Annotated in this window: 9 protein-coding genes and 1 pseudogene; 6 read left to right on the forward strand and 4 right to left on the reverse strand. The window is 67.3% G+C overall.

The features are described from left to right. Positions 1–102 precede the first annotated feature (102 nt). On the forward strand, positions 103–2,973 hold the full coding sequence (locus tag CQW49_RS01040; RefSeq protein WP_003610894.1) for an EAL domain-containing protein: 2,871 nt from the start codon (positions 103–105) through the stop codon (positions 2,971–2,973). Positions 2,974–2,988: 15 nt separating this feature from the next. Here the strand turns inward: CQW49_RS01040 and CQW49_RS26260 are convergent. After that, positions 2,989–3,317 (reverse strand): annotated as a pseudogene (locus CQW49_RS26260) (DUF5615 family PIN-like protein). Next, positions 3,317–3,541 (reverse strand): DUF433 domain-containing protein, encoded by a 225-nt coding sequence (locus CQW49_RS01050; RefSeq protein ID WP_003610892.1) that lies wholly within the window; start codon positions 3,539–3,541, stop codon positions 3,317–3,319. Before CQW49_RS01050 ends, CQW49_RS26260 begins: the two are co-directional and overlap by 1 nt. A 156-nt stretch (positions 3,542–3,697) precedes the next feature. Here CQW49_RS01050 and ligA point away from each other — a divergent pair, with 156 nt between their 5' ends. Both ligA and CQW49_RS01060 read left to right on the forward strand, forming a co-directional pair. Next, positions 3,698–5,839 (forward strand): NAD-dependent DNA ligase LigA, encoded by a 2,142-nt coding sequence (gene ligA / locus CQW49_RS01055; RefSeq protein WP_003610891.1) that lies wholly within the window; start codon positions 3,698–3,700, stop codon positions 5,837–5,839. Positions 5,840–6,081: 242 nt separating this feature from the next. Continuing rightward, the gene (locus tag CQW49_RS01060; protein WP_003610890.1) at positions 6,082–6,798 is read left to right on the forward strand and encodes a DUF1013 domain-containing protein; all 717 of its coding nucleotides are present in this window, start codon (positions 6,082–6,084) and stop codon (positions 6,796–6,798) included. Between the two features lie 232 nt (positions 6,799–7,030). On the opposite strand, the gene CQW49_RS24985 is transcribed toward CQW49_RS01060, so the two are convergent. Continuing rightward, the gene (locus tag CQW49_RS24985) at positions 7,031–7,207 is read right to left on the reverse strand and encodes a hypothetical protein (protein ID WP_003610889.1); all 177 of its coding nucleotides are present in this window, start codon (positions 7,205–7,207) and stop codon (positions 7,031–7,033) included. 285 nt (positions 7,208–7,492) lie between these two features. Between CQW49_RS24985 and CQW49_RS01065 the strand changes: the two genes are divergently transcribed. The 3 genes from CQW49_RS01065 (at position 7,493) to dprA (ending at position 11,239) form a co-directional block, all read left to right on the forward strand. After that, on the forward strand, positions 7,493–9,313 hold the full coding sequence (locus CQW49_RS01065; RefSeq protein WP_003610888.1) for an ABC transporter transmembrane domain-containing protein: 1,821 nt from the start codon (positions 7,493–7,495) through the stop codon (positions 9,311–9,313). A 97-nt stretch (positions 9,314–9,410) separates the two neighbouring features. After that, the gene (gene plsY, locus CQW49_RS01070) at positions 9,411–10,004 is read left to right on the forward strand and encodes a glycerol-3-phosphate 1-O-acyltransferase PlsY (RefSeq protein ID WP_024749387.1); all 594 of its coding nucleotides are present in this window, start codon (positions 9,411–9,413) and stop codon (positions 10,002–10,004) included. Continuing rightward, on the forward strand, positions 10,001–11,239 hold the full coding sequence (gene dprA / locus CQW49_RS01075) for a DNA-processing protein DprA (protein WP_003610886.1): 1,239 nt from the start codon (positions 10,001–10,003) through the stop codon (positions 11,237–11,239). Before plsY ends, dprA begins: the two co-directional genes overlap by 4 nt. Before the next feature lie 7 nt (positions 11,240–11,246). Here dprA and CQW49_RS01080 read toward each other — a convergent pair whose 3' ends face one another. Beyond that, on the reverse strand, positions 11,247–11,501 hold the full coding sequence (locus CQW49_RS01080) for a hypothetical protein (protein WP_003610884.1): 255 nt from the start codon (positions 11,499–11,501) through the stop codon (positions 11,247–11,249). Positions 11,502–12,012: the final 511 nt, after the last annotated feature.

Genomic DNA, 12,012 nt, shown 5'->3' on the forward strand with positions numbered 1-12,012 from the left:
GCCGATACCAGTCAAAGTTCCGACAAGAAGAAATCCGAAAGCCCGGACGGCGCCTCCCGCTTCGCACCGGGCCTTTCGGCCATCGCGCCAGAGACGTGATTCGTGCCCTCGACCAGATATCTGATCGCTCTGCTTTTTGTCGTCTTCTGGGCGTCTCGCGCACTGGCTATCGATTCCGTGCGCGTGCCGCAGGACGCGGCGGCCATCGACCTCACCCATGCGGTCGAGACCTACTCGTCGCAGGGCGACCGGCTGCAGGTCTCGACCGCGCCGGGCTCCGACGGCATCATCCGCCGCATCGAGGTGGGCGCCAAGGAGCCGGGCACGCGGCCGAGCTGGATCGTCTTCGCGCTCACCAATGATACGGACGAGCAATTGGAGCGGCTGATTGTCGCGCCGCATTTCCGCCTGCAGGGCTCGGGCGTCGTCTGGCCCGATCTCGGGGCCATCCGCCTCTCGGCGGTCACCGCCAGCCAGGGCTTCGCGCCCGAGCGTGAGGACAGCGCCGACGCCGACGTCTTCCGCCTCACCATCGATCCCGGCGCGACCATCACTTATGTCGCCGAGCTGCGCACGCCCAATCTGCCCCAGCTCTATTTGTGGGAGCCCGACGCCTATAAGGACAAGGTGACGAGCCTCACTCTCTATAAGGGCATCGTCATCGGCATCGCCGGGCTTCTCGCGCTGTTTCTCACCATCGTCTTCGTGGTCAAGGGGGCGGTGATCTTTCCGGCCGCTGCGGCGCTCGCCTGGACCGTGCTCGCCTATGTGTGCATCGATTTCGGCTTTTGGGCCAAAATTTTCGGCGCCGATCCCAACGCCGACCGCATCTGGCGCGCCGGCGCCGAGACCGTGCTCTCGGCCACGCTCGTGGTGTTCCTGTTCGCCTATCTCAACCTCAACCGTTGGCATGTGCGCGCCTGGCATGTGGCTGCGCTCTGGCTGCTGATCCTCGCCGATCTCGTCGGCCTCGCGGTCTTCGACGCGCCGGTGGCGGCGGGCGTCGCGCGCATCTCATTGGCCACGGTCGCGGTTGTCGGCTTCGTGCTGGTTCTCTATCTCGCCACCCATGGCTTCGATCGCGCCATCATGCTCATTCCGACCTGGTTCCTGCTGCTGCTGTGGGTGTGCGCGGCGGGCTTCACCGTGGGCGGATGGCTGACCAACGACCTCGTCTCGCCGGCGCTGGTCGGCGGCCTGGTGCTGATTGTGATGCTGATCGGCTTCACCGTTATGCAGAATGCCTTCGCCAGCGGCGGCCTCGGCCATGGCGCGATCTCCGAGGTGGAGCGCAAGGCCTTGGCCCTGACCGGCGCCAATGAGATCGTCTTCGACTGGGACGTGCCGGCCGATTACATTTATGTGAGCCCCGAGGTGGAGGAGCAGCTCGGCCTCGACCGCGGCGGGCTCGAGGGCGCGGCCTCCTCCTGGCTCGCGCTGCTGCATCCCTTCGAGCATGATCGCTATCGCGCCTGCCTCGACGCCATTCTCGAGCAGAGGCGCGGCCGCATCAATCAGGAGTTCCGGCTGCGCGGCGCCGACGGCCATTACATGTGCTATCGGCTGCGCGCGCGGCCGGTGATCGGCCAGGACGGCGAGGTCATTCGCGTCGTCGGCGCGCTGACCGACGTCACCGACATGCGCAATGCGCAGGAGCGGCTGCTGCACGACGCCGTGCACGACAATCTGACCGGCCTGCCCAATCGCGAATTGTTCTGCGACCGTCTCGCCGCCGCTCTGGTGTTCGCCGGGCTCGACTCCGGCGTGCGGCCGACAGTGCTCAGCATCGATGTCGACCGTTTCCGCCAGACCAATGAGCAGGTCGGGATGGCGACCGGCGATTCCGTGCTGCTGACCGTCGCCCATCGGCTGACGCGCCTCCTGCAGAAGCAGGACACTCTGGCGCGGCTCGGCGGCGACCGCTTCGCCATCATTCTCGTCTCCGAGACCCATGTCGATCATGTGATCGCCCTGGCCGACGCGGTGCGCCGGGCGCTGGCGACGCCGGTGCGCTTCACCGATCGGGAGATTGCGCTCTCGGTGTCGATCGGCGTCGCTCTGTTCGATAAGGAGCTGCATCCCGATCACAACGATATGCTGGAGGACGCTGAGATCGCGCTGCGCCACGCCAAGCGCAACGGCGGCAATCGCATCGAGGTGTTCCGTCCGGCGATGCGCTCGCAGCGCTCCGACCGGCTGACGCTGGAGGCCGAGCTGCGCCGCGCGCTGGAGCGCGGCGAGGTCAAAGTGTTCTTTCAGCCGGTGGTGCGGCTCGAGGACCGCACCATAGCCGGCTTCGAGGCCGTGCTGCGCTGGGACCATCCGCGTCTCGGCCAGCTCGATCCGCGCGAGTTCGGACAGGTTGCCGAGCAGACCGGCCTCGTCGTCGATTTCGGTCTGCTGGCGCTGGAGCGCACGGCGCGCGAGCTCGCCGCCTGGCAGCGCGCGCTCGCCGTCGATCCGCCGATCTTCGCCACGGTCGAGGTGGCCTCGCGGCAATTGCTGCGCCACGATCTATTACGCGATGTCAAGAGCGTGCTGATGCGCAACGACATCGCGCGCGGCAGCTTGAAGCTCGGGCTGACCGAGAGTCTGGTGATGGAAAACCCGGAATATACGGTCGAGATGCTGGCGCGGATCAAGGAGCTCGGCGCCGGGCTGTCGCTCGAGGATTTCGGCTCGGGCTATTCCTCGCTCGCCTATCTGCAGCGTTTTCCCTTCGACGCGATCAAGATCGACCGCAATTTCGTGCGGCAGACGGGCAGGGCCTCGCGCGCGGTGATCCTGCGCTCGCTGATCGCGCTCGCCAATGACCTCGGCATGGATGTGATCGCCGAGGGCGCGGAAACGGAATCGGATGCGATCGAGCTCTATCAGCTCGGCTGCGCCTATGCGCAGGGCTACGCCTTCGGTCGCCCGATCACGCCCATGGAGGCGCGGCGGCTGGTCGGCGCGGCGCCGGAGGCGGCGTAGGGCATTTCACGTCATTCACACGACTTCGATCAAGGTCTCGCCGCGGTTCAATGCCGCATGGATTTCCGGGAGCATGGTCTCGAACCAGCGCAAAAGCTCGCGCTTTCGCGAGTTGCGGACCCTGATCCAGACGATCGCCGGCCCGTCTTTTTCGAGAGCCTTCCGCTGCGCAAAATCTTCGTCCTTTGTGACCACGACCGCTCCGCAGGCAAGCGCGAGCTCCAGATCGCGTCGTCGCGCGCACCGCCGAGGCCGACGTCGGAGACATGCTCCGCCTCATAGCCCATAGCGACGAGCCAGCGCGCCAGCGCCGGCGGCAGCTGGGCGTCGACGAGAAAGCGCATCACGCGACGCGCAGGATCGGATGGTCGCTCTGCCTGGCCGCGAATTCCAGGACGGCGGCGACGTCCGCCGCCTCGAGCATGGGGTAATCCTCCAGGATTTCCTCGCGCGAAGCGCCGGCGGCGAGAAGGTCCAGCACGTCCTTCACGCGAATGCGGAGAGAACGGACGCAGGGACGCCCGCCGCATTGGAGCGGATCGACGGTGATGCGATGCAATTCACTCACGAGCGCTCCTCCTCCAGGGAATGGAACCCACTATATCGCCGCCGCCGCCGCCAGTCATCCCGCGGCGGTCGGCGCGAGCGCGACCCGAGGTCGGACTCTCTTGGCGCCGGCCGGCGAATAATCGTAAACGAGACAGGGACCATCAAGGGAATTGTCATGAGCGCCGACAACGTCCGTCCCTCTCCCCGCAAGCGAGGCGAAAGAGAACGCCCTCCCGTGGCAGAGCTGTCTCCACGCCGCGCCAAGCTCGAGCATTCGAGGCTCGCCGAGGAGATCGCCGAATATGACCGGCGCTATTATCAGGAGGATGATCCGGCGATCTCGGACGCCGAATATGACGCGCTGCGCCAGCGCTATGAGGCGCTCGAAAAAGCCTTTCCCGAGCTCGGCGGAGACGCCTCGCTGACGAAGACGGTCGGCGCCGCGCCGGCGGAGAAATTCGCCAAGATCAGGCATGTCGTGCGCATGCTCTCGCTCGGCAACGTCTTCGCCGACGAGGAGGTCCACGAATTCGTCGCGCGCGTGCGGCGCTTCCTCAATTTCTCCGACGCGGCGCCGCTGCTGTTCACCGCCGAGCCGAAGATCGACGGCCTCTCCTGCTCGCTGCGCTATGAGAAGGGCGAGCTCGTCTCCGCCGCGACGCGCGGCGACGGCGAGGAGGGCGAGGACATCACCGCAAATATTCGCACGCTCGAGGAAATCCCGCAGCGTCTGCGCGGCGACGTGATCCCCGAGGTGCTGGAGATCCGCGGCGAGGTCTATATGCGCCGCGAGGATTTTTTCGCACTCAACCAGCGGCAGGCGGAGGCGGGCAAGCCGCTGTTCGCCAATCCGCGCAATTCCGCCGCCGGCTCGCTGCGCCAGCTCGATCCCAATGTCACCGCGAGCCGGCCGCTGCGCTTCTTCGCTTATGGCTGGGGCGAGGTCAGCGTGATGCCGGCGGACACGCAATTGGGCATGGTGCAGGCCTTCGCGTCCTTCGGCCTCGCCACCAATCCGCTGACGCAGCTCTGCGGAAGCGCCGAGGAGCTGCTCGCTCATTATCGAAACATCGAAGCGCTGCGCGCGACGCTCGGCTATGACATAGACGGTGTCGTCTACAAGGTCGACGACATCGGCCTGCAAATCCGCCTCGGCTTCGTCTCGCGCGCGCCGCGCTGGGCGGTGGCGCATAAATTCCCGGCCGAGCAGGCGAAGACCATTGTCCGCGACATTGAGATCAATGTCGGCCGCACCGGCGCCTTGACGCCGATCGCGCGGCTGGAGCCGGTGACCGTCGGCGGCGTCGTCGTCTCCAACGCCACTCTGCACAATGAGGACGAGATCGCCCGCAAGGACATTCGCATCGGCGACACTGTTGTGGTGCAGCGCGCCGGCGACGTCATTCCACAGATCGTCGAAGTGGTCCTCGACAAGCGGCCGGAAGGCGCGACGCCCTATGTGTTTCCGCACGAGTGTCCGGCCTGCGGCTCGGCGGCGCTGCGCGAGATCGACGAGAAGGGCGTCGAGGACGTCGTGCGCCGCTGCACCGGCTCGCTGGTCTGCCCGGCGCAGGCGATCGAGCGCCTGAAGCATTTCGCCTCGCGCAACGCCATGGACATCGAAGGGCTCGGCGACAAGCAGATCGAATATTTTTTCACCGATGGGCTTGTGCGCACCGCCTCCGAGATTTTCACGCTCGCCGAGCGCGACCGCGCCAGCCTGACGAAGCTCGAGAACAAGGAGGGCTATGGCGAGACCTCGGTGCGCAATCTGTTCGCGGCGATCGACGCGCGGCGAACCGTTCCGATCAATCGCTTCCTCTATGCGCTCGGCATTCGCCATGTCGGCGAGACCAACGCTCGTCGCCTCGCGCGCCATTTCCCCGATTTCGCCAGCCTACGCGACACTGCGCGCGAGGCGGCGCCCGGCAGCGAGGCGCGCGAGCGCATCGAATCGATCGAAGGAATCGGCGGCGTCGTCGCCGAGGCGCTGCATGATTTCTTCGCCGAGCCGCACAATGAGCGCGAGATCGACGCTCTGCTCGCTCATGTGAGCCTCGAGCCTATGCCGACCATAGAGAACGCTTCGCCCGTTGCCGGCAAGACGGTGGTGTTCACCGGCGCGCTCGAGCGGCTGACGCGCGAGGAGGCGAAAGCCCAGGCCGAGCGCTTCGGCGCCAAGATTTCCGGCTCGGTTTCGAAGAAGACGGACCTCGTCGTCGCTGGTCCGGGCGCCGGCTCGAAGCTCGCAAAGGCCAAGGAACTCGGGGTGGAAGTGATCAGCGAGGAGGAGTGGTTCACCCGCACCGGGCAATGAAGCGATCCTCGCCGGTCGGTCGGTCGCTTCGCTTCTCGCTGACGGCGAGCGGCTTCGCAGTCCTTCGAGGAATCGCTCTATGCTGTCTGCTCGAGCTCGAGCGCAGAGCGCGCATTGCGCTTCCCGGCGCCACAGGCTATATGAAGACTATCCCCCAGCATGGTGATCGAGTGACGAGGCGGATGCCTCGGGCCGCGCGGCCACGCGCGCCGCGGCCATCGCACGTGAAGGAGAATCAGAAGATGAGCACCGCTCCGCTCATGCCCAAGGCGACCGCCGTCTGGCTCGTCGAGAACACGTCGCTCAGCTTCGATCAGATCGCCGACTTCTGTAAGCTGCATCCGCTCGAGGTCAAAGGCATCGCCGACGGCGAAGTCGCCGCCGGCATTCGCGGGCTCGATCCGATCACCTCCGGCCAGTTGACGCGCGAGGAGATCGCGCGCGGCGAGCGCGATTCCGCGCACCGCCTGTCGCTGTCGGTGTCAAAGGTGAAGGTGCCGGAGATCAAGCGCGCGCGCGGGCCGCGCTACACGCCGCTGTCGCGTCGTCAGGATCGGCCCAATGCGATTCTGTGGCTGGTGCGCAATCATCCGGAACTGAAGGATGCGCAGATCATGCGCCTCGTCGGCACCACCAAGAGCACGCTGAAGGCGGTGCGTGAGCGCACCCATTGGAATTCCGCCGCGCTCGCGCCGATGGACCCGGTCACGCTCGGCCTCTGCTCGCAGATCGATCTCGATTTCGAGGTCACTCGCGCCGCCAAGGATCGTCCGGCGGCGCTCGAGGAGCAGGGCCAGACGCTGCAGCCGGCGGAGGTCACCACGCGGCCCTATCACGAGCCGACGACCACCGAGGACGTGTTCGGCAAGAGCACGCCGGCGCCGGTCGAGCAGGAGGAAGACCATTTCGACGCCGACCGCGTGTTCGGCCGCCTGAAAAACCTCGATTTCGAGGACTGAGCGACTATGCGGGCAGGGGCGGACGGGGGGCGCGACAATCTGGCGCATTTACCGACGCCCGTGCTTCATGGTTTCCTGCAGAGGTCGGCGGCGAGAGTGAGAGAATCAAAAACGCCGACGGCGGCAACCGTCGGCGCTAGATTTGATCAGCCACGAAGCGACCGAAGCCGGTCAGCGGCAGATGGGCGTTTTGACTCGCACGCGAAGCAGAGCGGCCGCGTGAGAGCTGGGCTTATTTGAAGTAGAAGCCCAGCACGCCGCCCGCGAGACCGCCGACGACAGCGGCGGAGACGGTGTTGGCGATGCCGCCGAGGCCCGCAGCGCCGAGGCCGCCGAGCAGAAGCGCGCCGATGCCGGCGAAGAGATAGACGTTGGTGGACAGGGTCGGTTCGAATTCTTTCTCGGCCATTGCTGTCACTCCTTCCGGTTTCCCGAGCGTCCCGCCTTATCTTTGCTAGGGTGGCGGGTGCGCTCATACCCCCGTTGGCCGGGGGGCGTCTTATCGACGATGCAGAGCCTAACATAACCTTATCGACTGTCCAGTCGCTCTCTGCGTCCGATCGCGCGGGTTTTCCGAGGCTTTTTACGAGTTTCAACAAAGTCAACCATCTATGACGTCGCAGGGGGCGCGCAGGCGGCGTCGCATCGGCGAAAAAAGTGGAACGAGTCCGATTTGCGGGCTATATCGCCGGCGATGAACGACGAAAATCCCCCAGAATCCGGTTCCCGTTGGCGTCGCATTCTCGCGCCCTTGCGGCGGATCGCGCCCTTTGCGCTGCGATATCGCGGCCGAATCGGTCTCGCCGTTGTCGCGCTCGCCGCCGCCTCCCTCGCGACGCTCGCTCTGCCGCTCGCCGTGCGCGGCATGATCGACCATGGCTTCTCGACCGACGATCCGGCGGCCGTCAACGCGTATTTCGGCGCCATTGTGGGCGTCGTCGCCATTCTCGCCCTCGCCTCGGCCTCCCGCTATTATCTCGTCACGACGCTCGGCGAGCGGATCGTCGCCGATCTTCGCGCGACCTTGTTCCGCCATCTGACCCGGCTCGACGCAGGCTTCTACGACGCCAACAAGACCGGTGAGCTGATGTCGCGCCTCACCGCCGACACGACTCAATTGAAGGCGGTTTTCGGCGCCTCCGCCTCGGTGGCTCTGCGCAATTTGTTCTTGTTCGTCGGCGCGGTGATCATGATGGCGCTGTCGAGCGCCAAGCTCTCCGCCGTCGCGCTCGCCGCTATTCCGCTGATCGTGCTGCCGCTCATTCTCTCCGGCCGCGCCGTGCGCAAGCGATCGCGCCATGCGCAGGACAGGCTCGCCGAGGCCAGCGCCTACGCCGCCGAAAATCTCGCCGCCGTGCGCACCATGCAGGCCTGCAACGCGCAGGATGCAGCGGCCGGGCGCTTCGCCGCCGCGGCGGAGCACGCCTATGACGCGGCGCGCGACGCGACGCGCGCGCGCGCGCTGGTGACGGCGGTGACGATCTTCCTCGTCTTCTCGAGCGTCGTCGCCATGCTGTGGCTCGGCGCCCATGACGTGCTCGCGGGGCGCATCAGCTCCGGCCTATTGTCGCAATTCGTGCTCTACGCCGTGCTCGCGGCGACCTCGCTCGGAGAATTGTCGCAGGTGGGGAGCGAGGTGACGGCGGCCGCCGGCGCCGCTGGCCGCATCGGCGAGATCTTGTCGATTCGCACCGCGATCGCCGCGCCAGAGGCGCCTGTCGCATTGCCGAGTCCGACGCGCGGACGCATCACATTCGACGATGTGAGCTTCTCCTATCCGTCCGGCGCCGGTGGCGCGGCGGTCCAGCATCTGAGCTTCGTCGTCGAGCCGGGCGAGCGCGTCGCCATCGTCGGCCCGTCGGGCGCCGGCAAATCGACGATCTTCCAGCTCATCGAGCGCTTCTATGATGTGACGAGCGGCGCCATCACGCTCGACGGCGTCGATCTGCGCCGGCTCGACCCCGACGCGCTGCGCCGCGCGATCGCGCTCGCGCCTCAGGACCCGGTCGTGTTCGGCGCTACGATCGCCGAGAACATCGCCTATGGGCGCGAAGGCGCCTCGCGCGAGGAGATCGTCGCGGCGGCGCGGCGCGCGCAGGCGGCTTCTTTCATCGAGGCGCTGCCGCAGGGCTATGACACGGAGCTCGGCGAGCGCGGCGTCACACTCTCGGGCGGTCAGCGCCAGCGTCTCGCCATCGCGCGCGCCATTCTCGCCGATGCGCCGGTGCTGCTGCTCGACGAAGCGACCTCGGCGCTCGACGCCGAGAATGAGGCTCTCGTGAAAGACGCTCTGGACGATGTGATGGCCGGACGCACGACGCTCGTCATCGCTCATCGTCTCGCCACCGTGCTCGAGGCGACGCGCATTCTGGTGTTGGAGCAAGGCCGCGTCGTCGAAGCGGGAACGCACGCCAGCCTCGTCGCCGCCGGCGGCCTCTATGCGCGGCTGGCGCGGCTGCAATTCGACGCGCCGGACGCGGCGGTCGGCGAACGCGCGCTCGAGCAGGGGGGCTGATCGGACGATCCGGGTCTTGCGGGCAGAGGCGGGCGCGACTAACGTTTCCGCCGCCCCGGCGCGACAGCCGGCCACGCCATCGCAACGAAAGCTCCCCTTGTCCTTTTCGGCTCAAGATCTCGTCGCTCTCGCGCTCGGCTATCTGCTCGGCTCGATCCCCTTCGGCCTGCTGTTGACGCGTTTCGCGGGCACGACGGACATTCGCACCATCGGCTCCGGCAATATCGGCGCGACCAATGTGCTGCGCACCGGACGCAAGGATCTCGCCGCCGCCACTCTTCTGCTCGACGCGATGAAAGGCCTCGCCGCGGCGCTGATCGGCGCGCAGATCGCGCCGGCGGGCGGCGTCCTCGCCGCGGCCGCCGCCTTCATCGGCCATATCGCGCCTGTCTGGCTGCGCTTTCGCGGCGGCAAGGGCGTCGCCACTTTTCTCGGCGCGCTCTTCGGACTCTACTGGCCGGCTGGTCTCGTCTTCGCGGCGGTATGGCTCGCCGTCGCCGGCCTATTTCGCTATTCGTCCTTGTCGGCGCTGGTGGCGAGCGCCGCCGCGCCGATGTTTCTCGCCGCTTCCGGCCGCTTCGCGGACGCCGTCGTCTTCGCCGCGCTGGCCGCGCTGCTGTGGTGGAAGCACGGCGAGAATATTCGCCGGCTGCTCGCCGGCCGCGAGAGCCGTATCGGAAAGAAGGCATGAGCGAGCCGGCGTCCGCGGTCCGTCTCTCTGCGGAGCAGCTGTTCCATTGGTTGCGGCTGATCCGCTCCGAGAATGTCGGGCCGCGCACCTTCCGCCAGCTCGTCAATCGCTTCGGCGGCGCCGAGGCGGCGCTCGACGCGCTGCCGGCGCTCGTAGCGCGCTCCGCGCAGGGCCGCAAGATCCGCATCGCCGAGGCGGACGAGATCCGCGCCGAGCTGGATAGAGCTGCGGCGCTCGGCGTGCGCTTCCTCGCCTCCGGCGATGGCGATTATCCGCCATTGCTTCGCCAGATCGACTCGGCGCCGCCGCTGCTGGCGCTGCTCGGCTCGGCCGAGGTCCTCGCGCGGCCGAGCGTCGCCATCGTCGGCTCGCGCAACGCCTCGGCGGCAGGGCTCACCTTCACCGAGCGGCTGGCGCGCGGTCTCGCGCGGGAAAATTACGTCATCGTCTCAGGCCTCGCGCGCGGCGTCGATCTTGCCGCCCATCGCGCCAGCGTCGAGACCGGCGCCGTCGCCGTGCTCGCCGGCGGACATGCGCGGCCCTATCCGTCCGAACATGCGCCGCTGATCGCGGAGATCGCGGCGCGCGGCGGGGCGGTCCTGTCCGAGATGCCGATCGAATGGGAGCCGCGCGGCCGCGATTTTCCGCGCCGCAACCGCATCGTCTCGGGATTGGCGAGCGGGGTCGTCGTCGTCGAGGCGGCGCGCCGCTCCGGCTCGCTCATCACCGCGCGCTTTGCGGCCGAGCAGGGGCGCGAAGTATTCGCCGTGCCCGGCTCGCCGCTCGATCCGCGCGCCGAAGGAACCAATGATCTCATCCGCCAGGGCGCGACGATGTGCACGGGAGCCGACGATGTGACGCGCGTTCTCGCCGTCGCCCCGGCGCCGGGTCGCGATCTGTTCGGCGAGGGGGAGGGTGAGCTCGTCGACGAGCCGCTGTGGGACGAGCTCGACCTGTTCGCAATGCAGGAGCCGCGGCCGGCGCGCTTCATCGAGGCGCCGCCGGCGCCCGCCGAGCCGCCCGCCGCAGAACCGCCCGCCATAGAGCCGCAGGCCGTGCTCGCCGGCGATGCGGTCGCTCATGTCGTGGCGCTGCTCGGTCCGGCGCCGGTGACGATCGACGAGCTGATCCGCGCGGCGGGCCTGCCGGCGCGCGAGGTGCACGCCGCGCTGCTGGAGCTCGATCTCGCCGGCCGCGTCGCCCGGCACGGAGCCAATCTGGTCTCACTCGTCTGAAGACGGTCTAGGCGCGGCCGGAGCCATCGACGGTCGGCGCCGGCGTCGCGAGCTCGCTCGCTTTCGTCTCGGCCTCGACCCGCGCGAGCCTCAGAAAATAGCCGAGCATCGTGAAATCGGCGCGCTCGGCCATGAGCGCCAGCTCGCCGGAGAGCTCGGCGATATAGGCGGCGAGCCCCGCCGCCGTCGTTTCACGCGCCAGCGGGCTGTCGTCCTCGGCCGATTCCTCGCGGGTGGAATGAACGTCCTGATCCTTGCTCATTTTCTGTCCCGCGGCGACGCCGCCCGATGAGGTATTCAACCTATGGTCGTAATTTGCCAGCGACGGCGCGACTTGTCAACGCGCCCACGACCACGCTCGGCTGCCAGAAATTTGGAGTTGACGGCTGCTTGCGACCGACTCCGATTCGGCGATCTTCCGCTGAATACAACTAAAAAGTGTAATTATGGCCATCAACGCTCGCGGCGGCGGCCGCGCCGTTCCCCTTTTCGAATCGCCGCGGGGCTGGACGCAGAGGCGGCGCGCGTTAGTTCCCGGTGACCCGAGACATCGTTCACGGGATGCAACCTGGATGAATTGAATTGTTCTAGAGCTGCGACTTGGGGGTCTCATATGAGCTTTCGCTTGCGCGCCGGCTTCTCGTTCGTCGGAGAGCCTGCCGTCTCGTCTTCCGCCGCCGCGGCGCAACGGCGCGATCATCGTCCATCGGATCATCGTCTCCGGCGCTGACGGGCGCGCCGGCGTGGCCGGCCGTCAGTCGAGCTGCGAGCAG

Source organism: Methylosinus trichosporium OB3b (assembly GCF_002752655.1).
Taxonomy (GTDB): Bacteria; Pseudomonadota; Alphaproteobacteria; order Rhizobiales; family Beijerinckiaceae; genus Methylosinus; species Methylosinus trichosporium.

Excerpts from the sequence above, each read along its gene's own strand:
- CQW49_RS24985 (WP_003610889.1), bottom strand. The coding sequence starts at position 7,207 with ATGGCCGAGAAAGAATTCGAACCGACCCTGTCCACCAACGTCTATCTC.
- CQW49_RS01080 (WP_003610884.1), bottom strand. The coding sequence starts at position 11,501 with ATGAGCAAGGATCAGGACGTTCATTCCACCCGCGAGGAATCGGCCGAG.
- CQW49_RS01060 (WP_003610890.1), top strand. The coding sequence starts at position 6,082 with ATGAGCACCGCTCCGCTCATGCCCAAGGCGACCGCCGTCTGGCTCGTC.
- dprA (WP_003610886.1), top strand. The coding sequence starts at position 10,001 with ATGAGCGAGCCGGCGTCCGCGGTCCGTCTCTCTGCGGAGCAGCTGTTC.
- CQW49_RS01065 (WP_003610888.1), top strand. The coding sequence starts at position 7,493 with ATGAACGACGAAAATCCCCCAGAATCCGGTTCCCGTTGGCGTCGCATT.
- ligA (WP_003610891.1), top strand. The coding sequence starts at position 3,698 with ATGAGCGCCGACAACGTCCGTCCCTCTCCCCGCAAGCGAGGCGAAAGA.